Below are 22,913 nucleotides of genomic sequence, written 5' to 3' on the forward strand. Positions count from 1 at the left end.
GGAATTACAACAATTGTTATTTACCGTGAGCCATTGTTGGACCCGATCTATGTGACGGACGGTTAATGGTTGAGTGGGGGGATCGCCTGGACATGGCGCTCAGGTCGCGCCGCGTGGGCAAGCTTTATGCCCTCGCGGTGGAGATCGGTGTCGACGACAGCGCGATAAGCCGCTGGCGGCGGAGTGACTCGATTTCCATCCGCAACGCAATCGCTCTTTGCAACGCCCTGGACGTCTCGCTTGACTGGCTGATGACCGGCCGCGGCGAGATGGAGTCCCACCGCGCTCCCGCCGCCGATCCGGTGCGGCGCACGCTCGCCGATCTCACGCCGGGCGAGGCGGGCGGCCTGCGCCGCCTGCTTCTCGCTCTGGCGGATACTCTTGTCGTCGAGACCTGAAGGGGAATTCGCGCCTGGCGCAACAATAACCGGCCCGGCTTGCGCTCCGCGCAACAGGGTGCACGCGCCAGGCGCGTGGCTCTCGCATATCGTTCTTCTCGCGGAGGCAAGTGGATTTGCCACCGTCCGGCCCGGTTGGGGATCGGTCGGCCATTTCCAGCCCGAACGGAGGATTTTATGTACGAGATCGACATCAGCATGTCGCCGGCGACCATCGAGACGTTGAAGAACGAAGGTTATGCGCTTTACGGCTTCAAGGTGGTGCAGACCGCCGCGAAGGGCGGCGCCCCCCTGGTATGGTTCAAGACGACCAAAATACTGACCGGCACGAAGGTGCTGTGGGAGGAGGCCTATCAAGCCTATGTCTCGACCAGCGACATCATTACGAACGGCGTGATCGACGCCAGCACTTCCTGCGACATCACTCTCGGCCAGACCGCAGAGATCGACCCGAGCGGCGTCATCACGTCGAGTTCCGATGGTACCGAAGGTGCGATCTCGATCAACAATCTCGGAACCACGCCCTACACGGCGGGCATCTCGCAGATGACGGACGGCATCGCCAAGGCCATGTGCGCCATCCCGCTGCACGGCATGGCGCTCGACGAGATCGTTCCGATCGAGAAGGTGCTGCTCATGTTCGCCTCGAACACGGTGAACACCGGCACGGTGATCTACAAATCCTTCTCCCCCGGCTTGCTGGTCGACCTGACCGCCGCGCCGACTCGCCCGGTGGCCTTCGACATCGACCTGGGCTGGAGCTGGGGCACCGGGACCTGGGCGATTCAGGTCGCGGCCGAGGCAAACCTTGTGCCGCTGCTGATCACCGACTGACCATATCCGTGGCCGCTGATCCGGAGGAGCCATGGCTCCTCCGGATTTTGCCCCGCAATCGATGGTACCATCATGACATCCCACAGCCTGACCATCACCCTGTCGAGCCAGACATTGGATGAACTCAAACAGGGCGGATTTACCCTCTACGCCTTCCTGCCGGTACAATGTTCCAATCGGACCGGGGTGCCCTTGGTCTGGCAACGCATCGACCAGTATCTGGGCCGCATTCCCGTCGATTTCCCGGCCGCGCTTTCAGCTTACGCCTCGACCAGCACGATCGCGCCTAACGCTGCGGTGGAACCCGACAGCGTATCGGCGGTGAAGCCGGGTCAATTGGTGACATTCTCCGGGTCGGCTTGGACGCTGAGCACGGCGGGCCTGGCCCCCGATGTCGTCGGCATCGTCAGCGCGGCCGCCCAAAGCTTTGGTTGCGGCCTGGCGGCTGACCAGGTTCCGTTCTGCGCGTTCACCTTGTTGGCCGGCGCCCTTGTGCCGATCACGCCGATCAAGGCGATCTGCCTGATGTTCGCCACGTCCGACTATGATGCTGGCGTCTACATGGTCAATGCCCTTGGGCCGACGATGCTGGTTACCCTTGCCGACGGGGTCGAACGGCAGGTGGCCTATGACGTTGCGACAGGCTGGTCGCCGACCGGTGTCGACTGGGCGATGGTCGCCAACGCTGGGACCAGTCTCAAGGATCTTCTCCTGCTCAGGCCCGGGACCAACGAGCCTTCGCGCCTCGTGACCAGATTTCCGTGAGGGGGCAGCAGTAAACCGGATTTTGCGCAAGGCTCGTTGCCGACCGATTCCGCCAAAATAATCCAACGTCGCGCGCCGGTTTTGCCGCTTTCCCCTTGCGCGCAAAAAGGGGTCAGAGTGATTTATTCTCGGCCCCGAACCCGCCGCCGACAGCACGCGCCCATAATTCACTCTGACCCCTTTTCTGCTCGCCTCCACCACCAGACAGGCATGACAAAATTCCCCGCCGCTGTCGGCCCATTTGCCGCTCTCTCCCCTCGTGAATCTCCCACCCTGAGCCCGCAATCCGCCCCGATTTTTGTCGCACGCGCTCATTGCGGCGTGGCGCGCAGCGCCCCTTGATTCAACCATCCCCCGCACCCCGCTAAACCGGCGCCATGTCCAGAGGTCGCCCCAGCCCCTATCGCCCCGATTTCGCCGAGCAGGCGCGCAAGCTCTGCCGCAACGGCGCCACCGATCGCGAGATCGCCGACATCCTCGGCGTCTGCGTGCGCACTTTCTATCGCTGGCGCGCCGAGCATGACGACTTCGCCGAGGCGCTCAAGGCCGGCAAGGAACTCGCCGACGACCGCGTCGAGCGCGCCCTGTACGAACGCGCCTGCGGTTACGACTATGACGATACGAAAATCTTCCACCCGAGCGGCGCGAAGGAGCCGGTGATCGTGCCGATCCGCGTTCATGTCCCGGCGGATGTCGGCGCCGCGCGGCAATGGCTCGCCAGCCGCAGGCCGAAACGATGGGGCAGCGTCAAGGGATCGCCGGAGAACTTCGACCTCTCCGAAGCGCTCGAAAAGGCCCAGGCCCGCGCGGAAAGCTACCGGCGCGAAAAGGAGGCGAAGGATGCGATCCGCTTCGCCGAACGCGTCGAAACCCGAGTCGCCGAGGAACTCGGCCGGCGCGGTCTTCAGGCGTAGGGCGGCTGGTGCAGGCCCTTGGGGCTGGTCGTGAATATCTCGCAGCCGGTTTCGGTGATGCCGATCGAATGCTCGAACTGCGCCGACAGCGACCGGTCGCGCGTCACCGCGGTCCAGCCGTCATCGAGCAGCTTCACGTCGGGACGCCCGATATTGATCATGGGCTCGATCGTGAAGATCATGCCCGGCTTCAGCTCGGGTCCGGTGCCGGGGCGGCCGACATGCACCACCTCGGGCGCGTCGTGGAACAGCTGGCCGAGGCCATGCCCGCAGAAATCGCGCACCACGCCGTAGCGATGCTTTTCGGCGTGGACCTGGATCGCATTCGCCACGTCGCCAAGATGATTGCCGGGCTTCGCCTGCTCGATGCCGAGCATCAGGCATTCATAGGTCACGTCGACCAGCCGCTTCGCTTTGATGGGCACGTCGCCGATCAGATACATCCGGCTCGAATCGCCGTGCCAGCCGTCGAGGATCGGGGTCACGTCGACATTGACGATATCGCCTGCCTTCAGCGTCTTCTCGCTCGGGATGCCGTGGCACACGACATGGTTGATCGAGATGCAGCTCGAATGGGTATAGCCGCGATAGCCGAGCGTGGCAGGCACGCCGCCGCGATCGACGATGAACTGGCGGATCATGTCGTCGATGTCCGCCGTCGCCATGCCGGGCACCATGTGCGGCACGACCATGTCGAGCGTCTCGGCGGCCAGGCGGCCGGCCTTGTGCATGCCATCGAACGCTTCGCGCCCATGGAGCTTGATCGCGCCGGTGCGGCCGGCGGGCGCATCCGGGGTGACGGTTACATAATCAGTCATGAAGCGGATATAGCGCGCAACGGCGCACTTTGCGAGGGTGGGGTTACCGGGCTATGCGCACGTCATGAGCGAGAGGATCTGGACAGCGGCATTGGTGGTGATCGGCGACGAGATCCTCTCGGGCCGCACCCAGGACAAGAATGTCGCGCAGGTCGCGGCCTGGCTCAACGTCCAGGGCATCCGCCTCGCCGAGGTGCGCGTGGTGCCGGATGTGACGGCGGCGATCGTCGAGGCAGTGAACGCCCTGCGCGCGCGCAACGATTATCTCTTCACCACCGGCGGCATCGGCCCGACTCACGACGACATCACCGTCGATGCGATTGCCGAGGCGATGGGCGTCCCGGTCGTCTTCCACCCCGACGCATTGGCGGTCATGGAACGCTATTACGAAAAGCGCGGCGGCCTGACCGAGGCCCGCAAGCGTATGGCCCGCGTGCCCGAGGGCGCCGACCTGATCGAGAACCGCATGTCGGGCGCGCCGGGCATCCGCATCGGCAACATCTTCGTGATGGCGGGCGTGCCGCACATCACCGCAGGCATGCTCGACGGCCTGACCGGTACGCTGGAGGGTGGCCTGCCGGTCATCTCGCGCACGATCGGCTGCTGGGTCGCCGAGAGCGAGGTCGCGATCCTGCTCGGCGAGGTCGAGCACGCCTATGCCGGCGTCGCGATCGGCAGCTATCCCTTTTTCCGCGACGGGAAGACCGGCGCCAATTTCGTCGTGCGCTCGACCGACCAGGCGGTGGTCGATGCGTGCGTCGCCGATCTCACCGCGCGGCTCGAGGCCGAGGGCAGGGCAGTGGTGGCGGACGGAATCTGAAGCTGAAGACGACCAAGTCCGATCCATCGTCACCCCGGACTTGTTCCGGGGCCCGCTGTGCCGCAAACCAAAGCGCCGATGAGAGTGCGGAACTGTGGATGCCGGAACAAGTCCGGCATGGCGAAACTTGGCTCAACGCGTTTCGATAACCATGATCCGGTCAGCACCTTCTTCCCCGATCGTTGCGCGCATGACATAATTCTACGGTAGAACATTGCATGGCCAACCCGGGAGGCCCTGATGATCGACGTGATTCCCCTGTTGATAGCCGCCCTGTTCGGCGCGCCCGCACCCCAGCAGCAACCCAGTTTCAGTTGCGCCAGGGCGACGCATCCGCTCGAAAAGACGATCTGCGGCAACGAGGAACTCGCCCTGCTCGATAGCATCGTCGCCGAGGCGTATCGCGAAAAGCTCGCCATCGTGTTCGACAAGGTCGCGTTCCGCACGCAACAGCGCAACTGGCAGCAGATCCTGCGCACGCACTGCGCCAAAACCTGTCGCGCCGCCGATGTGGAGCGCGACTATACGCAGCAACGCGTCTTCCTCGAAGGGTTCAAGGAGGAGGATTGGTCGGCGAGCTACAAGACCGCCGACGTCGCCTATCTCCACATCGCCCATGAAGGCCCGCTGCAATTCAGCTTCACGATCAAGCGCGACCTGGAAGGCGACAAACCCGAATCGCTCTGCGCGCTCGCCGGCGCGGAGCAGATCGCGACCTTCTCCGACAAGGCGCCGCTCGCCCAGGCGCGCTGGGTCGGCGGTGGCGCGTGCACGGTCGATTTCGGCTTCGATCGCGACAAGACCGGCCATGTCACGCGCATCGCGGTAACGAGTTCGGCCGGTTGCAAGCGTTATTGTTCGAACAAGCGCTATTCGATCGACGATAGCTACACGCCCGACAATATCTGGGCGGCCGGCAACCAATAGTTCACTCACTTTTGGCCCTGACATCGCTTCAACTTCCCGCTAAACGTCTGGAAGCAGAGGGGAAGTCGGATGAAGTATCGCCGTTTTGGAGCTATTCTTGGCCTGGTCGCGATGCTGTCCGGATGCGGCGGCGGCAGCGGCTCGCTCGCGAATGGCGGCGGCGGCGGTGGTGGCGGCACGCCCACGCCGACCCCGACCAGCGGCTGCTCGCTCCGCGAGCGCCAGGATTGGGCGGCCGCGCAGCTCAACGAATGGTATCTCTTCCCGGAAACGCTGCCGACCAACCTCAATCCGTCGGCCTATGGCACCGTCGATGCCTATATCGACGCGCTGACCGCCACCGCGCGGAGCCAGCGCCGCGATCGCTATTTCACCTATCTCACCTCGATCGCTGAAGAGAACGCCTATTATAATGCGGGCGCGAGCGCCGGCTTCGGCTTCCGCCTGGGCGCCGATACGGCCGCCCGCCGCATCTTCATCATCGAATCCTTCGAAGGCGCGCCGGCGCTCGCCGCCGGCATCGACCGCGGTACGGAGATCATCTCGATCGGCACCAGCGTCGCCAATCTCCGCACGGTCAATTCGATCATCGCCGCCGAGGGGACGGCCGGCGTCACCAGCGCGCTCGGCCCCGACACGGTCGGCACCAGCCGGGTGCTGCGCGTCAACGACGCGGCCGGCGGCACGCGCGACGTGACCGTCGCCAAGGCGGATTTCACCCTGACCCCGGTCTCCTCGCGCTACGGCGCAAAGGTGATCAACGATGGCGGGCGCAAGGTCGGCTATGTCAATCTGCGCACCTTCATCAACACCGCCGATCCGGCGCTGCGCACTGCCTTTGCCGATTTCCGCGCGCAGGGCATCACCGAGATCATCGTCGATCTCCGCTACAATGGCGGCGGGCTGATCTCGATCGCGGAGCTGATGGGCGATCTGCTGGGCGGCAACCGCTCCACGTCGGAGGTGTTCGACTATATCACCTTCCGTCCCGAAAAATCGGCCGAGAACTCGAACCACACTTTCACGCCCCAGCCGCAATCGGCCTCGCCGACCCGGCTCGCCTTTATCGGCACGGGCGGCACCGCTTCGGCCAGCGAGCTGGTGATCAACGCCTTCACGCCCTTCTTCCACAATCGCTCGGCGCTGATCGGCACCAACACCTATGGCAAGCCGGTCGGTCAGATCGCGCTCGACCGCGCCGCCTGTGACGACCGGCTGCGCGTGATCGCCTTCGCGACTCAGAACGGCGCGCGCCAGGGCACCTATTTCGACGGCCTTGCGCCCTTCATGGAGGCGAGCTGCCAGGCGAACGACGACATCACCCATCAGCTCGGCGATCCGCTCGAGGCATCGACTCGCTCGGCGCTCGACTTCCTCGCCGGACGTAGCTGCTCGGTCATCACGGCGAGCGCGCCGCAGTCCCAATCGGCCCGGTCGGCATCAAGCACCACCACGGCTTTCCCGGCTGCGCCGCGCGAACTGCTGACGCCCGATCGGCCGAGCACGCCGCAGCGCGAGGTCCCCGGGCTGTTCTGACGCGGCCCCGTTGCGGGCCGCGCCATTAAAAGAATGTCATCTCACCGCCGGGTCGTTGCGGCGCGCCGTCGTCGCGTCTAGGCGTCCCGCCGATGGAATCGGCATCCGACCACGAAGTGCCGAACCGGCGGCGCGCCTCGATCCGCAGCCGTACGACTTCCTTCCTGCTCGCGCTCGCGCTCGAGATACTGGTCGTGATCGGCCTGCTCACGCTCTCGCCGCACCTGCCGCCGCCGATCCCGAAGGAGAAGCAGAAGATCTTCAGCCTGTCGCCCGAGCCCAATCTGGAGGCGAAGAAGAACCCCAGCCCGCGCGCCGTCACGCGCAAGAAGCAGGCGGCTGGCGGCGCCTCGCCGGCACCTCCGTCGCCGACTCCCCAGGCTGCGCCCGAGGCGACCCCGGTCAATCCATGGCTGAACGAGGGCGACCTGTTCCACGCGGCCGACATCTCGAAGATCCCCACCACCCGCGGCAACGATGCGCCTGGTGCCGGCGAGACCGGCGCCGGCAAGGACAGCGGCTCGGCCTATGGCCCGGGCGAGGGGCCGGGCGGCGAGCGGCTGTACGACGTTGAATGGTATCGCGAGCCGACCGATGCGGAACTCTCCACCTATATTCCGAAAAGCGGCGCCCCGCGTGGCAGTTGGGCGGAGATCGCGTGCAGGATGGTGGAGGCCTATCATGTCGACAATTGTCGTCCGCTTGGCGAATCGCCGGTCGGCTCGGGTCTGGCTCGCGCGATGCGCCTCGCTTCCTGGCAATTCCTCCTCCGCCCGCCGCGCATTGGCGGCAAGCCGCTGATCGGCTCCTGGGTGCGCATCCGCATCACCTTCAGCAAGGAAAGGAAGGAAGACCGGTCGCCGCCGGATCAGCCCTGATTGAACCGGATCCGTCATAACCGGCCATTTGGCGGCATCTCGACTTGCCGGGCCCCCCTGGTGATCCGCTACCCTTACGGGCTCGATGCGGAGAGGATCGACCATGGACATCATCATGACCCCCGGCGAGGCGATGGGCCTCTCGATCGGATCGATCCCGCAGGACTGGCGACCCGCCGTCTATGACTGGCTGATCGAGCCGGCAGTCAATGTCAGCGGCGCGACCCAGGCTGCGGTGATCACCGCGCTGCTCGGCAATGGCGCGAGCTACGGCGCCAATCCGCCGCCCACCTCCATGTCCTTCCCGGCCGATCACGCGCTCCATCTCGACATGGGCGACGAATGGTATTGGCTCAGCGCCAACCTGACCGTCGATGGCAGCGATGGGCAGGACCAGATCGCCGTCCTCGTCGTGATCGCCCGCAACCGGACCGTCACCAACGCGGTCCAGGCCCAGGCCGGCTGGACCGACACGCAGGCGCAGGTCGTCGATTCGACTGCCACGGTGACGTTGTCCACCCGGCAGGTGTCAAAGATTGTCCGGCGCAATCCCAATGTCCAATGGGCGGCGCTCGGCGGCGACGTCGTGTTCGGCACCAACCCCTTCACGTATCGATGCGGGCCGGATTCACTGATCGGCCCGAGCGACGGGTCGCAGGACGTGCTGCCGCTCGCCGTCTACGTCGATGACGGCGACAATCTCAACATCCAGCTGACCATGACGTCCGATCTCTCGGGTGAGGCGGCCTTCTTCCTTCAGGGCGAGAATGGCATCACCCCTGCGCCCAAGGCTGGCCTCTATTACAGCTGGCCGCAACTCGCGGTCAGCGGCACGATCGTGGTGGAGGGCACCAGCTATGCCGTCAGCGGCACCGGCTGGATCGACCACCAGCTGATGATGTACCAGCCCGCCTCGCCGCCGCCGCCCTTCCCGCCGCTCCCGCCGCCGCCCTCGCCCGGCTGGGCGCCGATGCAGCAATTGAACGGCTGGTCCTGGTGCCAGTTCAACCTCGCCAATGGCGACGTCTTCACGGGCGCCGGTTTCCAGGTCGGCGCCGTACGCACGGAAGTCCCTTTCAGCTACGGCTTCTATCTGAAGCGTACGCCGGCGGGCTGGGAGAAGATCTTCATCCAGGGACGGCTCTATCTCGATCGCTTCCTCGCCGGCCTGGAGAATGTCCAGCTGCCCACTGCCTGGCGCTACGAGGCGACCGACGTCTATGGCGGCGGCCTGGTCGATGTCGTGATCGTGCCCGGGCCGACCTATCCGGATGGCAGCTTCACCACCGGCAATCTGAAGGTCGAAGGGGAAACGCCGGTGACCGTTTCCGTGCTTAACCGCGCGCCGAATACCAGCCAGACCGGCGCCTGCACCGTGACCACCGGCAGCGGCTATTGCGAGAGCGTCGATTACGAGCCGCCCGAGCAATATATCGCGCGGGCGTTCCAGTTCCTCGGGATCGAGCCGGTGCTGACCGACCCCGCCTGCGCCAAGCTGGCATCGGAACAATAGCTGCTCTCAGCAAGGCTGCGGGGCGAACATGTCCCGCATCCGCTCGAGATACGCGTCCTCGGTCGGCCACCGCAGCTCGGCAAGCATGCGGCTGTCCGCGCCGGCCGGATAGCGGATTGTGCCGCCATCCTCCGTTGCCGCCGCGAAGCAGGCTTCGGCCACCTCTGCCTCGGTGCAATAGGCGGTCGGATAATTTCCCATCTTCGCGAAACAGGCCTGGGCGAACGGCATATAGTCGGCCGGGATCAGCCCCTCCATGCGCGGGCCACCATTGGCGGTGAAGTTGGTCGTCGGCGCATAGCCCGGCTCGACCAGCCTGGCCCTGATGCCGAACCCGTCCAGCTCGTAGGCCAGCGATTCAGTGAAGCCCTCGACCGCGCATTTGCTCGCGGCATAGACGGCGACCAAAGGCATGATCCCGATCGTCGTGCTCGACGTGACGTTGACGATCGCGCCGCCACCCTGCCGGCGCATCTGGGGGATGATCGCGCGGCAGGTGGCGAACACGCCGAACGTGTTCGTCTCGAACAGCTCGCGCACCACCGCGTCGGGCGTTGCCTCGACGATCGACGCCAGGCCGATCCCGGCATTGTTCACCAGCACGTCGATCGCCCCGAAAGCTGCGACGCCCTCGGCGATCGCCCGGTCGATGCTCGCGCCATCGGTGACGTCGAGCGCCACGATCTTCAGCCGATCCGACGGGGCGAACACGCCGGGATCGGGGCGTCGCATCGTCGCGATCACGTTCCAGCCGCGTGTGAGGAAATGCTCGGCGATCGCCTTGCCATAGCCTGACGATGTGCCGGTGATGAGGACGGTCTGGGTCATGTCGATGCTCCTGTTTGTTGCGAGCATCATAGACAGGCGGCGCAGACGATCTATAATCCAACATCCAAAATTCATTATGGATCGTCCAGATGGACCCACTCAGCGACGTTATCGCCCTGCTCCGGCCGCATGCCGCCTTGTCCAAGCCGATCAGCGGGCGCGGGGAGTGGGGCGTGCGCTACGCGGCTTATGGCCAGCCCGGCTTCGCCATCGTCCTCGCCGGACAAAGCTGGCTCGCGCTCGACGGCGCGGAACCGGTATTGCTTGAACAGGGCGATTTCGTGCTGCTGCCCGCCACCCCCGCTTTCACGCTGTCCAGCCGCCCAGGCGCGGCCTGCGTCGATCGCGATCCGACCGACAGCCCGGTGCGGCACGGCGAGCAGGAGGGGAACGCCGACGTCGAGATGCTCGGCGGCGCCTTCCGGATCGATTCGGTCAACGCACCGCTGCTGCTCGCGCTGTTGCCGGAGATGATCCATATCCGCGCGGCCGATGGCGACACCGGCCGCCTCTCGCGCATCATCGAGCTGATCGTCGAGGAGACCGCTGTCGACCGCCCCGGCCGGGACATGATCCTGGAGCGGCTGCTCGAGGTCATGCTGGTCGAGTGCCTGCGCTGGCGCAGCATCGGCGATCAGGCGCTGCCGGCGGGCCTGCTCGCCGGCATGCGCGACGCGGCGCTCGCAGGAAGCCTGCGTGCGATCCACGCCGATGTCCGGACCGGCTGGACCGTGGCGGAACTCGCCAAACGCGCCGGCATGTCGCGTTCCGCCTTTGCCGCCCGCTTTGCCGGCACGCTCGGCTGCGCGCCGATCGAATATCTCGCGCGCTGGCGCATGGCCCTGGCGCGCGACGCGCTCAGCCGCGGTCGACAGTCGCTCGATCGCCTCGCGGAGGAGATCGGCTACGAATCCGCCAGCGCCTTCAGCACTGCGTTTCGCCGTCATGTCGGCTGCTCGCCGGGCGCCTTCGCGCGGGCGCAGTGACCCTCAACCTGTCGTGACCAGCTTGAGCCCGATAACGCCTGCCAGGATGAGCAGGATGCAGAAAATCCTTGGCGGCGACGCGGGGTCGCCGAGCAGCACCATCCCCAGCACTGCGGTGCCCGCCGCTCCGATACCGGTCCACACCGCATAGCCGGTGCCGACCGGCAAGCTGCGCAGCGCCATCGAGAGCAGTACGACGCTCGCCAGGCCGGCCGCGACGGTGAACAGGCCGGGCACCCACCGCGTGAAGCCGTCCGAGGCCTTCATGCAAAGTGCGAAGGCGATTTCGAGGATGCCGGCGATGCCGAGCAGGAGCCATGCCATAAGGGAAATTTCCGTGGAGGAGCGAGAGCGAGTGCCCGCGTCGAGGCGCAGCACTCGCTTTCTCTGATTGTGTCAGACCGCAGCGGCAGGCGTGGAACGGAACGCGATGCCGAACCGGTTGAAGGCGTTCATCAAACCGATCGCATAGGTCAGGTCGGCCAGTTCCTTGTCGCTGAACTCGGCGGCAGCGGCGTCATAATCGGCATCCGGCACGCCGGTTTCGGCCACCCTGGTCACCGTCTCCGCCCAGGCGAGCGCGGCGCGCTCGCGGCTGCTGAACAGCGCGCCGGCCTCGTGCCACACCGGCACCAGCACGAGCTTGTCCACCGCGAGCCCGCCCTTGAGCAGGTCCCGGCTGTGCATGTCGACGCAATAGGCGCAGCCGTTTATGTGCGACACCCGGAGATAAACGAGGTCGATCAGCTCTTTCGGCAGGCCGGATTTCTGGACGGCGGCATAAACGCCCAGAAAGGCCTTGAAGCCTTCGGGCGACGCCTTGGCATAGTCGATACGTGTGCTCATGATGAATTCCCATCGAAGTTGACGGGCTTCATGTCGGGCATCTTGGCCTATATCGGGAGAACCAAGAACAAGCTTATCGATTGGGCCATGATCCGGTCACATCAGCTCGAGGATTCGCTTGCCCAGCTTCTCCGCGGTCGCGCGGGAATCGACATTGGTGAAGTTGAGCAACAGCGCCGATGGCGCCTCCCGCTCCGTCGTCCAGTCGGTCAATGCTTCCCCGTACAGGCCGGCCTCCAGCATGCGCGCGACCAACGCTCGATCGGACCGGCCGTCCTTCAATCGCAAGACCAGATGCATGCCGCCCGGCTGCGAATCGATACGCATATGGTCGCCCAGAACGCTTGTCAGGCCCGTCGCCGTCGCGTCCCGGCGCTCGGCATAGAGTTTCCGCATGCGCTGGATATGGCGCGCGAAATGCCCTTCCCGGATGAAGGCAGTCACGATCGCCTGGGTCAGCTCGGGGCTACCCCCCGCAAAGGCCTGGACGATCTGCTCGAACCGCTCGACCTGCGCTTCGGGCACGACGAGATAAGCGAGCCGAATGGCGGGAAACAGCACCTTGCTGAACGTGCCTGCGTAAAGCACGCGCCCGTCGCGATCGAGGCTCTTCAGCGCGGGCAGGGGACGGCTGACATAGCGATACTCGCCGTCATAATCGTCCTCGATGATCCAGGCATTCTGCTCTGCCGCCCAGTCGAGCAACTCCAGCCGCCGGGGCAGCGACAGCGACACGCCGAGCGGGCTCTGATGCGCCGGCGTGACCACTGCCGCGCGGGCCCGCAGCGCCAGGTCGATCCCGCGGGTGACGACCAGACCCTCGCGATCCACCGGTACCGACACGGTCGCGATATCCATATGCCCCAGCAGCTCCCGTGTCGGTGGGAAGCCGGGATCCTCGACCCACACACGGTCCCCCGCCTCCAACAGGGCATGGCCGATCAATTCCAGCGTTTGGCGATAGCCTGAGGTGACGAAAATCTGCGACGGCGAGCAATTGATCCCACGCGACACCTGGAGATAGGCGGCGATCTCCGCGCGCAGCATCGGCGTGCCGTAGACGGGCGGATGCGCCATGCCCGACGGCTGCAGCGCCCGCACGCAACGCGCGCCCAGCCGCGCCCAGATCTTGCGCGGAAACGCATCGAGAGCGGGCAGGCCCATCTGGAACGGCAGGATCGATTCCGGCCGGAAACCGGTGGCGGGTATGTCGCTGCCGGATCGGGGTATCGGGCCCGGCACGGGCGTTCGCGGCGTCAGGCCCGGCGTCACCACGGTCCCGGCCTGGCCGCGCGCTTCGATATAGCCCTCGGCGGAGAGCAGCGAGTAGGCGGTCTCCACCGTGCCCCGTGCCAGGCCCAGCTCGACGGCCAGTGCTCGCGCCGAGGGAATGCGGTCGCCCGGTTTCAGCACCCCGCTCGCAATGGCACCGCGCACCCGGTCGTAGATCTGCCGATAGAAAGGCTCCGCCGCACTCGGATCAAGCGGGGCAAGGGTGCGCGGCGTCGACATGATCATGGCCCAGTCCGATCTAGCATTCATGGCTCTTGGGCGCGAGCCATGCGGTTTCCATACAAGGCTCGAACGACATTGGAACCGCGACATGAAGAAGATCCTGCATATCAGCGCCAGCCCCCGCGGGCGTGCCGCGGAGAGCTACCGGCTCTCCCGAAGGGTCGTCGACTGCCTGCTGCTGCAGGAACCGGCGGCGATCGTCGTGGATCGCATGCTCGGCGGCTGCGACATTCCCCATGTCGACGAGGCATATGCGATCTCCCAGCAATCGCTCGTCGATGCGCCCGGCGAGGGCGGTTCCATGGCCCGCTCCGCTGCGCTGATCGAGGAACTGGTCGGCGCCGATGTCGTGGTCATCGGAACCCCCATGCACAACTATACCGTGCCGTCCGCGCTGAAGGCATGGATCGATCATATCGCCCGCGTCCGCTGGACCTTCAACGTGACCCCGGCGGGGAAAAGACCCGCGCTGCGTGATCGCCCCGTCTTCGTCGCGGTGTCGTCGGGCGGGAGATTCTCCGGGGATCGCGCACGTCAGCCCGATTTCCTGACACCCTATCTGAAGACGATCCTCGGCATGATCGGGCTGCAGGATGTGACCTTCTTCTCCGTCCAGGGGACGGCATCGGGTCCGGACAGCCTGGCGGACAGCAGGGCCAGGGCCGATCAGGCGTTGCACGATCATTTCTCCGCGATGGCGACCCCGGACTTGCCGAGCGCCGTCGGGGAGGCCGGGTGATGGAGGTCATCGGGAGCCAGAGGATCATGACCTTCTCGCCAGGGTCGGACGGCGTGACCGCTGCGTCCTGCGACGATATCCGCAAGGGTGAAGCTTGCCGCGTGGACAGCTTCATGGAGCTGGCGACCAAGGTCGCGGAACTCCAGTTCCGCAACCGCGACTTCGTCTTCATGTTCCGCGGGCAGCACGGAGACTATCGGAACCGCTCGGGTCATAGCTCGCTCAAATCCTCGCTCCTGCGCACCGCCGATCCGGCCGGGACGGCATCGGAACGCACCATCGAGCACCGCTTCGAAACGCTCCTCCTGGCCGAACAGGCACTGGTCGCGGAATATCGCCGTCGCGACCTGCTCGGCCGCGAGCGGCTCGAGCGGCAGCGCATCCTGCGCTGGGCGATCCTGCAGCATTACGAGATCTGCCCGACGCCGCTCCTCGACGTCACCCAATCGCTGCGGATTGCCGCCTCCTTCGCTTCCCACAAGGCGGGGGAGCGTGCTTATCTTTTTGTCCTCGGCATCCCCCATGTCAGCGGCGCGGTCACCGCCAGTGCCGAGGCCGGTCTCCAGATCGTGTGCCTGGCGAGCGTTTGCCCGCCGGCCGCTGTCCGCCCGCACATCCAGCAAGGTTATCTGCTCGGGGAATATCCGGACATTGCGAGCGTCGAACAGAAGCTCCTCTATTCCCAGGGCGAGATGGATTTCGGGCGCCGCCTTGTCGCTAAATTCTGCTTCGAGCCGGCGCGGTTCTGGGACGAGGGCGGGAGCTTCCCGCGCGTGGGGGCGAGCGCCCTTTACCCCGGCCTGACGGAGGATCCGATGTGCGCCCTCGCGGAGGCGGTCAAAGCCGCCATTGGGGAGCGGTAGCACGCCTGTCGACGCAATGCCGGCGCGCACCTTCCGTCAGCGCAGCGATCGAAACGCGGCACGAATCTCCTGCGAGAAGAGCGCCGGCTGCTCCCAGGCCGCGAAATGCCCACCCTTGCCGACCCGGTTATAGTGGATGAGACCGGGATAGGCCCGCTCGGTCCAACTACGAGGCGCCTGATAAAGCTCGCGGGGAAAGACACTCACCGCGACCGGAATCGAAACGCCTTTGGCGTTGAAGAAGCCGCCTTTATACTCCCGGTAGAGGCGGGCCGCCGACACCCCGGTGTTGGTCAGCCAATACAGCGTGACGTCGTCCAGGATATCGTCGCGCGTCAGCTCGCCGGTTGCACTGGTGGCCCGGTCCAACGCCAAGGCGATCGCTGTCGGTTCGCCGTCGGCATGGTCGACGAGCCAATGGTCGAGCAGCCACGCCGCCAGGCCGACGGGGGAGTCGGCGATTCCGTACAGGGTCTGCGGACGCGCCGCCATGTAGCGGGCATAATGGATCTCCCCGAAGGCGCGTTCGAGCTGCCCATAGGCACGCTGTTCCTCGTCCGACAGGCCCGGCGGCGGCGGAGCGCCGGCCAGCAGCGCCGCATAGGCATCGGCGGGAACCGTGGAGGGCAGGTTGGTATGGATGCCGAGCAATCCCGGCGGCGACAGCAACCCCATCTGATCCATGACGAACGAGCCCCAGTCGCCCCCTTGCGCGACATAACGGGTATAGCCGAGGCGGCGCATCAGCTCTGCCCATGCTCGCGCGATGCGTTCGGGGTCCCATCCCGGGCTGGTCGGCTTTCCCGAGAATCCGTAGCCCGGCATTGAGGGGATCACCACGTCGAACGCATCCGATGCGCTGGCGCCATGCGCCTCGGGCTTGGTGAGCCGGCCGACGATCCCGAGCTGCTCGACGATCGAGCCGGGCCACCCGTGCGAGACGAGGAGCGGCAGCGCGTTCGCGTGCGGCGAGCGGACATGGATGAAATGCACGTCGAGCCCGTCGACCTCGGTGACGAACTGCGGAAGGGCATTCAGCCGCGCTTCGACCGTGCGCCAGTCATAATCGGTTGCCCAGTGCCGCGCGAGCGCCTGAAGCATGGCGAGCGGCACGCCCTGCGACGAATCCTCGACGGTTTCCCTGTCCGGCCATTGCGTGGCGCCGATCCGCCGCCGCAACGCGACGAGCTGCGCTTCGGGCACATCGATACGGAAGGGACGGATCGGCGCATCGCCGGACATCTGCGGGGAGAATTGGGGCATGGCGGCTCTCCGGCGGACAGTGGCGAGGCGCAGCGTGCGGCCCCTCATGTCGCATTTCGGAATGCTCGCGCGATGGGCGGAAACCCAGTTGGAAGCTGTGATCCGCTGTTAGACGATGCGAGCCTGAGGCGCCCGCGCTCCTGGCTGGCCGATTGCGATTCTCAGGCGAATCCCACCGCATTCTGCGGCGTGGTCGGCGGGCAGGAGGGTGTGTTGGCCGGTGTGTCGTCGAGCACGGCGATCATCGCCAGCATCTCCGGCGGGGTGTCTTCGGTCAGCGTCGATGCGGTAATCGCGCGCATGAAATTGATGACTGCCCATCGGTGAAACGAATTGTCGATGATGAGCTGGGGTCGCAAGATCGCCTCCAAGGCTTCGCCGCCAACCGTGCGGTACCGCCCAGCCAGGCGGCCCCTATAGCGCGGTCGCCATTGAATATGTCATCAATTCGACGGCTTGCTCGTACCGGTGCCGTCTTCCCCGCGTCGCCGCCACCGTGTACCGCGCTTCCTGATGAAGGCACTCGCCGATCCCGATAACGCGCTGGCCGCCGGCCTTGCCGCGATCCGCACCCAGTTCCAGGTGCCCGACTCCTTCCCCCCGGCCGTGCTCGCCGCCGCGGAGGCTGCTGCGAAACGCGCGCCGACCGAGCATGTCGATCGCACCGACCGGCCTTTCGTCACGCTCGATCCCGCCAGCTCGACCGATCTCGACCAGGCCTTTTGCATCGATCGCAGCGGCGCCGATCTGCTGCTCCATTATGCCATCGCCGACGTCGCCTGGTTCGTCGATGACGGCGACGCGCTTGACGCCGAGGCATGGCATCGCGGCGCCACGCAATATCTGCCCGACGGCAAGGCCGGGCTCTATCCGCCGATCCTGGCCGAAGGTGCCGCCAGCCTGTTGCCGGGCGGCCCCCGGCCTGCGGTGATCTTTACCGTGCGCGTCGCGCCCGACGGCGCGGTGCATCTCGACGGCGCCGAGCGCGCGGTCATCCGCAGCAAGGCGAAGCTGGCCTATGACAGCGTGTCGGCGGCCGATCTGCCCGCCGATTTCGACGAACTGGCCCGCCGCATCCAGGCCGCCGAGGACCGGCGCGGGGCCGCCCGCGTCGACCCGCCCGAGCAGGAAGTCGATGCGATCGGCGAGGGGCGGTTCAAGCTGCTGTTCCGTCCGGTGCTCGAATCGGAAGTGCGCAACGCGGCCATGTCGCTCGCCACCAACCTCGCCATCGCCGACGCGCTCCAGGCCCACAAGACCGGCCTGTTCCGCGTCATGGCCGAGCCGAACGAGGGAGCGATCAAACGCCTGCGCCTCACCGCGCGCGCCTTCGGCCTCAACTGGCCGGAGGCCGCGACGCTCGACCAGTTCGGTCGTACGCTCGATGCGAAGGATGCGAAACAGGCCGCCTTCATGCTGGCGATCCGCCGCGCAGGCGAGGGGGCGTCGTACGTGCCCTATCGCGAAGGTATCATCCCCTGGCACGCCGCGATGGCCGCAACCTATACGCATGCGACCGCCCCGCTCCGTCGCCTCGCCGACCGCTATGTCGTCCGCGCGACGCTCGCGATCGCCAATGGCCAGCCGGTGCCCGAGGTCGTGACGGCGGCTTTCACGCAGCTCCCCGCGGTCATGGCCCGTGCCGATTCCCTGAGCGGCCAGATCGACCGTGCGGTGATCGACATGGCCGAGGCGATCATGCTGCGCGGCCGCGAGGGCGAAGTCTTCCCGGCAGTGGTCACCGATCTCGACGATCGCGGCGCGCGCATGCAGCTACGCGACCTGCCCGTGGTGGCGCGCATCACCGCTCACCATGTCGCGCCCGGCGATGCGCTGCGCGTGAAGCTGGTTGCGGCGGATCCGGACAAAAGGACCATCAGCTTCGAACGGGTGGGATGAGCCGCCCCCTTCACCTTTTTACCCCTTAGCTTCCCCGGCGAAGGCCGGGGCCCAAGGGGGAAGGCTCAAGTAACAGTGCGCGACGCCAGCCAACTGATCTTTCCCACCTGGGCCCCGGCCTTCGCCGGGGAAGGTGAGAAGCTTAGGGCTCGATTCTAACTCCGCATCATCTGCCCTAGCCTGCTCCTTCACGCTGCAGGGAGGTCGCAAATGCCGGCAACGCCGCACTATCGGCACGACCAAATACCGTTCAGGTCATATTCTATCGATTCTCATAATTCGCCGAATAAAGGCCAGGAAATTCTCCACTATAGATTCGGATCGTCAGGCTCGATCTGTTGGATAGTGCGCCGTGCTTCCGTAAAAATCTCCAACGCGCAGCCCCAAATCTCGCCCGAACCCGAAAAAATCGGGGTAGACGTTGCGTCTCACAATCGCCCGAATAGTTCCCGAAAGATCGAGATGTTGGCGACACGTTACTTTCCTGCCAGCATCCTGTTCATGCAGCGTGCGCGGATCGCTGGCGAGGACTTCCGCTGTTCAGTCGGCGGCCGTAGCGATCAGCGTCTTCACCGCGACGCTCGCATCCGAAAGCCTCGCAATATCCACCGGCTGCCCCGCCATGATCAGCTTCTTGCCCGCCACGAAGTCGCCCAGCGCATTGACTGCCTCGACCGCGACGATCCGGTCGCCGCTCATATGGAAGATGGAGAAGCTGTTCTCCTTGTCCGGCGTGTGCCGCACGATCTGCCGGTCGGCGTCGAACGGCACGCCGGCGATCTGCAGCTTCAGCTCATATTGGTCGGACCAGAACCAGGGCAGGTCGGGTGTGGGCAGGGGCTTGCCCATGATGTCCGCCGCGACCGCCTTGGCCTGGTCGACGGCATTGGGCACGCTTTCCAGCCGGAACATGCGGTCGCCATAATGCGGCATCGGCCGGCGCGTCATGTCGCCGATCGCATAGATGCCCTTGGTCGAGGTCTGTCCTGCCAGGTCGACGATCACGCCATTGTCGCAGTGCAGACCCGCATCGATCGCCAGCGCATCGCAGGGCGATCCGCCGATGCCGACCAGCACCACGTCGGCCGGCAGGATCTCGCCATCGGACAGCTCCACCGATCGCACCTCGCCGTCCTCGCCGTGCAGCCCGGCGACCGACACGCCGGTGCGGAACACCACACCGCGGCCGGCATGGAAGCGGTGGAAGAAACCCGACAATTCCTCGCACGCCACGCGCGACAGGATACGCGGTTCGCGCTCCAGGATCGTCACCTCGGCGCCGAGGTCGCGCGCCGATGCGGCGACTTCGAGCCCGATATAGCCGGCGCCGATGATCACCAGCCTGGCACCGTCGACGATCCGTGCATGGAGCGCCTCGGCATCCCTGATGTCGCGCAGCACATGCACGCCGGCCAGGTCGGCCCCCGGCCCGTCGAGCCGCCGCGCAACCGATCCGGTGGCGAGGATCAGCAGCTCCCAGCCGACCTCACGCCCGTCCGCCAGCGTCACGACCTTGCGCTCGGTGTCGATGCCCGTCGCGCGCGCGTCGAGGAGCGTCTCGATATTGTTGGTCTCGTAGAATTTGGCTGGCCGCAGATAGAGCGATTCCAGCGTCGACCCGCCCTTGAGATAGGCCTTGGACAAAGGCGGGCGGTGATAGGGGAGGACCGTCTCTTCGGAGATCATCACGATCTCCCCGTCATGCCCCGCCTGGCGGAGCGATGCGGCCGCGTTCGCGCCGGCATGTCCGCCGCCGATGATCACGATGCGGGGTGCGCCCGTCGTCATGGAATCCATCTCTCCCCCTTCGTGCGCCGCCGGGGGGACGGCGCGGTCCCCTGTCTACGGCGTTTAGGGTGCCGGCAGGTGATCGGAATTATTGGAGCGGGTGAAGGGAATCGAACCCTCGTCGTAAGCTTGGGAAGCTTCTGCTCTGCCATTGAGCTACACCCGCAAGCCAGCTTTTCCGCCATTTCTGGCGTGTCGGCCGGCGGCATTCCGACATTTTCGGCCGGATCGCCTGACGCGCCGATAGCCCGGCGTGGTTCTTCCTGCAAGCGGTGCCTAGCTGGCGATCGGCGCCACGACCGCTCCAAGAGCTGCCGCCGCCGCGTTCGGATCGAGCCGGACCTGAAGGCCGCGCTGGCCCGCGTTGATATAGACCAACTCCTCGGCCAGCGCGGCCTGCTCGATCGCGGTCGGGACTCGGCGCTTCTGGCCGAACGGGCTGATCCCGCCGACATGATAGCCGGTCAGGCGCTCGGCATCGGCGGGTTTCATCATCTCGGCCGCCTTGCCGCCCAACGCGGCGGCGAGCTTCTTCATCGCGACCTCGCGGTCCGACGGCACCACCACGCACACCGGCTTGCCGTCCACCAGCGCCATCAGTGTCTTGAGCACGCGCTGCGGCGGCTCGCCCAGCGCCTCCGCCGCCTGGAGCCCGATCCGCTCGGCGCCCGGATCATAGTCATAGCTGTGGACCGTGAACGCGATGCCGGCAGCGGCAAGCGCCCGGGTTGCCGGCGTGGCTTTCGACATCGGCTCTTATCCGTTGCGGCCGCGCTGCGGCGTGAACAACGCCTTCAGCGCTTTCAGGTCGCCATTGATCCATTTCGCATCGGCCGCGAATTTCTCGTCGCTCATGCCGGGCTGGCGATAGAGCGTCAGCATCACCTCGGCGCCGTCACCATTCTGCACGACGCGCAAGGGAATATGGACTTCGCTGCCAGTGTCGGCATCGACGAAATGATCCATCACGCCATAGTCGTTGTGCGGCGTGAAGCGGATGCGGATCGGCCCCTCCGGCCCATCGGCGAGCCAGCCATCGCCGTCCGCGCGAAGGTCCGATTCAGCGAGTCCCGATGCCCATTTCGTGAAATACTCGGGTTGCCAGATTTCTTCGTAAAGCGCGCGCCAGTCGCGATCGATCGAGACGCTATAGGTGCGGGCCGGCAGCATCATGCTTTCCTTCGTCATTGGCGTTCAGCCGGCAAAGCTGTCGGCATAGGTCTTGCGCAACTCGGCCTTCTGGATCTTGCCCATCGCGTTGCGCGGCAGTTCGTCGACCACATAGACGAGTTTCGGCCGCTTGAACGACGCCAGCGTATCGGTCAGCGCTGCCTTCACGGTCTGCGCCTCCACCGAACCCGGCGCCCTGGCTGCGATCACTGCGACCACGCCTTCGCCCAGATCGGGATGCGGCACGCCGATCACCGCGCATTCCGCGACGCCCGCCATCTCGTCGATCAGCGCCTCGACCTCGGCCGGATAAACGTTGAGCCCGCCCGAGATGATCAGGTCCTTCTGCCGGCCCGAGATGAACAGGTAACCGCGTTCGTCGAAGCTCCCGACATCGCCCGTGATGAAGAACCCGTCGGCCCGCTTCTCCTCCGCGGTCTTCTCCGGCATCCGCCAATAGCCCTTGAACACGTTCGGCCCGCGCACCTCGATCATGCCGATCTCGCCCTGCGCGAGCGGCGTCGCGGTCTCGGCATCGGTGATGCGGATCTCCACGCCGGGCAGCGGAAAGCCCACGCTGCCCGGCACCCGATCCCCGTCATAGGGGTTGGAGCTGTTCATGTTGGTCTCGGTCATGCCGTAGCGTTCGAGGATCGCGTGCCCGGTCCGCGCGCTGAACTCGCGATGCACCTCGGCCGACAGCGGTGCGGAGCCCGAGACGAACAGCCGCACGTCCTTGACCAGCTCCTGCGTGAACTCGGGCCGCGACAACAGCCGCGAATAGAAGGTCGGCACGCCCATCATCGTCGTGCATCGCGGCAGCAGCCGGATCATCGCGTCGAGATCGAACGCCGGCAGGAAGATCATCCGCGCGCCCGTGAGCAGGATGATGTTGGTCGCGACGAACAGCCCATGCGTGTGGAAGGTCGGCAGCGCGTGGAGCAGCACGTCGTCGCGGGTGAAGCGCCACAGATCGACCAGGGTCTCGGCGTTGGACCCGAGATTGTCGTGCGTCAGCATCGCCCCCTTCGAACGTCCGGTCGTGCCGGAGGTGTAGAGGATCGCCGCCAGTTCATCGCTCGCCATGTCCACGGTCGCGAAGTCGGCGGGCATCGCCCCGGCCGCTTCGAGCAGGCTGCCGTCGCCGGCCTTGCCCAGGGTCATCGCATGGGGGACGCCGATCTCCCGGCACAGCGGCCCCAGCACCGGCTCATTGGCCGGGCTGCACACAAACAGTGCCGGCTCGGCATCGCGCAGGAAATAATCGAGCTCGCGGGCGGTATAGGCCGGGTTGAGCGGCAGGTGGATCGCCCCGATCCGCAAGGTCGCGAGATAGACCAGCAGGCCTTCCGCCGACTTGTCGACCTGCATCGCGATCCGGTCGCCGGGCTTGATGCCCATCGACACGAACAGATGGGCGATCCGCCCCGTCGCCGCGTGAAGGTCGGCATAAGTGATCGTGCTGCCATCGGGACGGACGATGAACGGCTTGCCCAGCCGCGGTGCGAAGGCCTCGACGAAACGGTTGTAGAGATTGGGCATGGGCTCTCCGCGCTGACGCTCCCGCGTGTCGCTACGCGCGCTGGCCCTCTCCCCGCAAGCCATCGCCTCCA

General features: G+C 65.9%; 24 protein-coding genes and 1 tRNA gene. 13 read left to right on the forward strand and 12 right to left on the reverse strand.

Features of this window, described 5'->3' with window-relative positions; genetic code table 11:
- The first annotated feature begins 92 nt into the window (after positions 1-92).
- From WC729_RS24845 to WC729_RS24860, 4 genes are all read left to right on the forward strand, one after another.
- On the forward strand, positions 93-398 hold the full coding sequence (locus WC729_RS24845; RefSeq protein WP_372857138.1) for a helix-turn-helix domain-containing protein: 306 nt from the start codon (positions 93-95) through the stop codon (positions 396-398).
- Positions 399-575: 177 nt separating this feature from the next.
- Entirely contained in the window at positions 576-1,232 is a 657-nt protein-coding gene (locus WC729_RS24850) for a hypothetical protein (RefSeq protein ID WP_372857139.1), read from the forward strand.
- 72 nt (positions 1,233-1,304) lie between these two features.
- Entirely contained in the window at positions 1,305-1,997 is a 693-nt protein-coding gene (locus tag WC729_RS24855) for a hypothetical protein (protein ID WP_372857140.1), read from the forward strand.
- Positions 1,998-2,374: 377 nt separating this feature from the next.
- Positions 2,375-2,911 carry a helix-turn-helix domain-containing protein gene (locus WC729_RS24860; RefSeq protein WP_372857141.1) on the forward strand — a complete coding sequence of 179 codons (537 nt, stop codon included), beginning with the start codon at positions 2,375-2,377 and terminating at the stop codon, positions 2,909-2,911.
- Here WC729_RS24860 and map read toward each other — a convergent pair.
- On the reverse strand, positions 2,902-3,729 hold the full coding sequence (map, locus tag WC729_RS24865; protein WP_372857142.1) for a type I methionyl aminopeptidase: 828 nt from the start codon (positions 3,727-3,729) through the stop codon (positions 2,902-2,904). The two genes, WC729_RS24860 and map, sit on opposite strands and share 10 nt — an antisense overlap.
- 64 nt (positions 3,730-3,793) lie before the next feature.
- Between map and WC729_RS24870 the strand changes: the two genes are divergently transcribed.
- The 5 genes from WC729_RS24870 (at position 3,794) to WC729_RS24890 (ending at position 9,403) form a co-directional block, all read left to right on the forward strand.
- Positions 3,794-4,549 (forward strand): competence/damage-inducible protein A, encoded by a 756-nt coding sequence (locus WC729_RS24870; protein WP_372857143.1) that lies wholly within the window; start codon positions 3,794-3,796, stop codon positions 4,547-4,549.
- Between the two features lie 240 nt (positions 4,550-4,789).
- Positions 4,790-5,476, forward strand: coding sequence for a lysozyme inhibitor LprI family protein (locus tag WC729_RS24875; protein ID WP_372857144.1), 687 nt, complete (start codon positions 4,790-4,792; stop codon positions 5,474-5,476).
- Positions 5,477-5,545: 69 nt separating this feature from the next.
- Positions 5,546-7,012: a S41 family peptidase gene (locus WC729_RS24880; protein ID WP_372857145.1), complete on the forward strand. Its 1,467-nt coding sequence runs from the start codon at positions 5,546-5,548 to the stop codon at positions 7,010-7,012.
- 92 nt (positions 7,013-7,104) lie between these two features.
- Positions 7,105-7,890, forward strand: a complete 786-nt coding sequence (locus WC729_RS24885; RefSeq protein ID WP_372857146.1) for a hypothetical protein — start codon at positions 7,105-7,107, stop codon at positions 7,888-7,890.
- Positions 7,891-7,993: 103 nt separating this feature from the next.
- The gene (locus tag WC729_RS24890) at positions 7,994-9,403 is read left to right on the forward strand and encodes a lipocalin-like domain-containing protein (protein WP_372857147.1); all 1,410 of its coding nucleotides are present in this window, start codon (positions 7,994-7,996) and stop codon (positions 9,401-9,403) included.
- 6 nt (positions 9,404-9,409) lie between these two features.
- Here WC729_RS24890 and WC729_RS24895 read toward each other — a convergent pair whose 3' ends face one another.
- Positions 9,410-10,231: an SDR family oxidoreductase gene (locus WC729_RS24895; RefSeq protein ID WP_372857148.1), complete on the reverse strand. Its 822-nt coding sequence runs from the start codon at positions 10,229-10,231 to the stop codon at positions 9,410-9,412.
- An 89-nt stretch (positions 10,232-10,320) separates the two neighbouring features.
- Here WC729_RS24895 and WC729_RS24900 point away from each other — a divergent pair, with 89 nt between their 5' ends.
- Entirely contained in the window at positions 10,321-11,217 is an 897-nt protein-coding gene (locus tag WC729_RS24900; RefSeq protein ID WP_372857149.1) for an AraC family transcriptional regulator, read from the forward strand.
- A gap of 3 nt (positions 11,218-11,220) precedes the next feature.
- Here the strand turns inward: WC729_RS24900 and WC729_RS24905 are convergent, their stop codons facing one another.
- The 3 genes from WC729_RS24905 to WC729_RS24915 form a co-directional block, all read right to left on the reverse strand.
- The gene (locus WC729_RS24905; protein ID WP_372857150.1) at positions 11,221-11,541 is read right to left on the reverse strand and encodes a multidrug efflux SMR transporter; all 321 of its coding nucleotides are present in this window, start codon (positions 11,539-11,541) and stop codon (positions 11,221-11,223) included.
- Positions 11,542-11,613: 72 nt separating this feature from the next.
- A complete protein-coding gene (locus tag WC729_RS24910; RefSeq protein WP_372857151.1) occupies positions 11,614-12,063 on the reverse strand; it encodes a carboxymuconolactone decarboxylase family protein in 450 nt (149 codons plus the stop codon).
- Between the two features lie 96 nt (positions 12,064-12,159).
- On the reverse strand, positions 12,160-13,581 hold the full coding sequence (locus tag WC729_RS24915; protein ID WP_372857152.1) for a PLP-dependent aminotransferase family protein: 1,422 nt from the start codon (positions 13,579-13,581) through the stop codon (positions 12,160-12,162).
- An 85-nt stretch (positions 13,582-13,666) separates the two neighbouring features.
- Here WC729_RS24915 and WC729_RS24920 point away from each other — a divergent pair, with 85 nt between their 5' ends.
- Together WC729_RS24920 and WC729_RS24925 are read left to right on the forward strand one after the other, a co-directional pair.
- Positions 13,667-14,317 carry an FMN-dependent NADH-azoreductase gene (locus WC729_RS24920; protein WP_372857153.1) on the forward strand — a complete coding sequence of 217 codons (651 nt, stop codon included), beginning with the start codon at positions 13,667-13,669 and terminating at the stop codon, positions 14,315-14,317.
- A 26-nt stretch (positions 14,318-14,343) separates the two neighbouring features.
- Complete coding sequence (locus WC729_RS24925; protein WP_372857154.1) at positions 14,344-15,180, forward strand: FRG domain-containing protein; 837 nt, start codon at positions 14,344-14,346, stop codon at positions 15,178-15,180.
- 36 nt (positions 15,181-15,216) lie between these two features.
- Here the strand turns inward: WC729_RS24925 and WC729_RS24930 are convergent, their stop codons facing one another.
- Together WC729_RS24930 and WC729_RS24935 are read right to left on the reverse strand one after the other, a co-directional pair.
- Positions 15,217-16,443, reverse strand: coding sequence for an epoxide hydrolase family protein (locus WC729_RS24930; protein WP_372857155.1), 1,227 nt, complete (start codon positions 16,441-16,443; stop codon positions 15,217-15,219).
- Between the two features lie 161 nt (positions 16,444-16,604).
- Positions 16,605-16,802 (reverse strand): hypothetical protein, encoded by a 198-nt coding sequence (locus tag WC729_RS24935; RefSeq protein WP_372857156.1) that lies wholly within the window; start codon positions 16,800-16,802, stop codon positions 16,605-16,607.
- Between the two features lie 154 nt (positions 16,803-16,956).
- Between WC729_RS24935 and WC729_RS24940 the strand changes: the two genes are divergently transcribed.
- The gene (locus WC729_RS24940) at positions 16,957-18,342 is read left to right on the forward strand and encodes an RNB domain-containing ribonuclease (protein WP_372857157.1); all 1,386 of its coding nucleotides are present in this window, start codon (positions 16,957-16,959) and stop codon (positions 18,340-18,342) included.
- Between the two features lie 540 nt (positions 18,343-18,882).
- On the opposite strand, the gene WC729_RS24945 is transcribed toward WC729_RS24940, so the two are convergent.
- The 5 genes from WC729_RS24945 to WC729_RS24965 form a co-directional block, all read right to left on the reverse strand.
- A complete protein-coding gene (locus WC729_RS24945; RefSeq protein ID WP_372857158.1) occupies positions 18,883-20,130 on the reverse strand; it encodes an NAD(P)/FAD-dependent oxidoreductase in 1,248 nt (415 codons plus the stop codon).
- 92 nt (positions 20,131-20,222) lie between these two features.
- Positions 20,223-20,296 (reverse strand) — tRNA-Gly (locus WC729_RS24950).
- Between the two features lie 110 nt (positions 20,297-20,406).
- Positions 20,407-20,880 carry a Cys-tRNA(Pro) deacylase gene (ybaK, locus tag WC729_RS24955; protein ID WP_372857159.1) on the reverse strand — a complete coding sequence of 158 codons (474 nt, stop codon included), beginning with the start codon at positions 20,878-20,880 and terminating at the stop codon, positions 20,407-20,409.
- Positions 20,881-20,886: 6 nt separating this feature from the next.
- Complete coding sequence (locus WC729_RS24960; RefSeq protein ID WP_372857160.1) at positions 20,887-21,318, reverse strand: polyketide cyclase; 432 nt, start codon at positions 21,316-21,318, stop codon at positions 20,887-20,889.
- Between the two features lie 6 nt (positions 21,319-21,324).
- The gene (locus tag WC729_RS24965; protein WP_372857161.1) at positions 21,325-22,842 is read right to left on the reverse strand and encodes a malonyl-CoA synthase; all 1,518 of its coding nucleotides are present in this window, start codon (positions 22,840-22,842) and stop codon (positions 21,325-21,327) included.
- Positions 22,843-22,913 lie beyond the last annotated feature (71 nt).

Origin of the sequence: Sphingomonas sp. (assembly GCF_041661825.1) — a bacterium.
Classification (GTDB): domain Bacteria; phylum Pseudomonadota; class Alphaproteobacteria; order Sphingomonadales; family Sphingomonadaceae; genus Sphingomonas.

What these genes read in the sequence shown, in the direction of transcription:
- WC729_RS24960 (WP_372857160.1), bottom strand. Translation starts at nt 21,318, where the DNA reads ATGACGAAGGAAAGCATGATGCTGCCGGCCCGCACCTATAGCGTCTCG.
- WC729_RS24910 (WP_372857151.1), bottom strand. Translation starts at nt 12,063, where the DNA reads ATGAGCACACGTATCGACTATGCCAAGGCGTCGCCCGAAGGCTTCAAG.
- ybaK (WP_372857159.1), bottom strand. Translation starts at nt 20,880, where the DNA reads ATGTCGAAAGCCACGCCGGCAACCCGGGCGCTTGCCGCTGCCGGCATC.
- WC729_RS24885 (WP_372857146.1), top strand. Translation starts at nt 7,105, where the DNA reads ATGGAATCGGCATCCGACCACGAAGTGCCGAACCGGCGGCGCGCCTCG.
- map (WP_372857142.1), bottom strand. Translation starts at nt 3,729, where the DNA reads ATGACTGATTATGTAACCGTCACCCCGGATGCGCCCGCCGGCCGCACC.
- WC729_RS24930 (WP_372857155.1), bottom strand. Translation starts at nt 16,443, where the DNA reads ATGCCCCAATTCTCCCCGCAGATGTCCGGCGATGCGCCGATCCGTCCC.
- WC729_RS24915 (WP_372857152.1), bottom strand. Translation starts at nt 13,581, where the DNA reads ATGATCATGTCGACGCCGCGCACCCTTGCCCCGCTTGATCCGAGTGCG.
- WC729_RS24875 (WP_372857144.1), top strand. Translation starts at nt 4,790, where the DNA reads ATGATCGACGTGATTCCCCTGTTGATAGCCGCCCTGTTCGGCGCGCCC.
- WC729_RS24870 (WP_372857143.1), top strand. Translation starts at nt 3,794, where the DNA reads ATGAGCGAGAGGATCTGGACAGCGGCATTGGTGGTGATCGGCGACGAG.
- WC729_RS24900 (WP_372857149.1), top strand. Translation starts at nt 10,321, where the DNA reads ATGGACCCACTCAGCGACGTTATCGCCCTGCTCCGGCCGCATGCCGCC.
- WC729_RS24905 (WP_372857150.1), bottom strand. Translation starts at nt 11,541, where the DNA reads ATGGCATGGCTCCTGCTCGGCATCGCCGGCATCCTCGAAATCGCCTTC.
- WC729_RS24850 (WP_372857139.1), top strand. Translation starts at nt 576, where the DNA reads ATGTACGAGATCGACATCAGCATGTCGCCGGCGACCATCGAGACGTTG.
- WC729_RS24945 (WP_372857158.1), bottom strand. Translation starts at nt 20,130, where the DNA reads ATGACGACGGGCGCACCCCGCATCGTGATCATCGGCGGCGGACATGCC.
- WC729_RS24965 (WP_372857161.1), bottom strand. Translation starts at nt 22,842, where the DNA reads ATGCCCAATCTCTACAACCGTTTCGTCGAGGCCTTCGCACCGCGGCTG.
- WC729_RS24895 (WP_372857148.1), bottom strand. Translation starts at nt 10,231, where the DNA reads ATGACCCAGACCGTCCTCATCACCGGCACATCGTCAGGCTATGGCAAG.
- WC729_RS24940 (WP_372857157.1), top strand. Translation starts at nt 16,957, where the DNA reads ATGAAGGCACTCGCCGATCCCGATAACGCGCTGGCCGCCGGCCTTGCC.
- WC729_RS24860 (WP_372857141.1), top strand. Translation starts at nt 2,375, where the DNA reads ATGTCCAGAGGTCGCCCCAGCCCCTATCGCCCCGATTTCGCCGAGCAG.
- WC729_RS24920 (WP_372857153.1), top strand. Translation starts at nt 13,667, where the DNA reads ATGAAGAAGATCCTGCATATCAGCGCCAGCCCCCGCGGGCGTGCCGCG.
- WC729_RS24890 (WP_372857147.1), top strand. Translation starts at nt 7,994, where the DNA reads ATGGACATCATCATGACCCCCGGCGAGGCGATGGGCCTCTCGATCGGA.
- WC729_RS24880 (WP_372857145.1), top strand. Translation starts at nt 5,546, where the DNA reads ATGAAGTATCGCCGTTTTGGAGCTATTCTTGGCCTGGTCGCGATGCTG.
- WC729_RS24925 (WP_372857154.1), top strand. Translation starts at nt 14,344, where the DNA reads ATGACCTTCTCGCCAGGGTCGGACGGCGTGACCGCTGCGTCCTGCGAC.
- WC729_RS24845 (WP_372857138.1), top strand. Translation starts at nt 93, where the DNA reads ATGGCGCTCAGGTCGCGCCGCGTGGGCAAGCTTTATGCCCTCGCGGTG.
- WC729_RS24855 (WP_372857140.1), top strand. Translation starts at nt 1,305, where the DNA reads ATGACATCCCACAGCCTGACCATCACCCTGTCGAGCCAGACATTGGAT.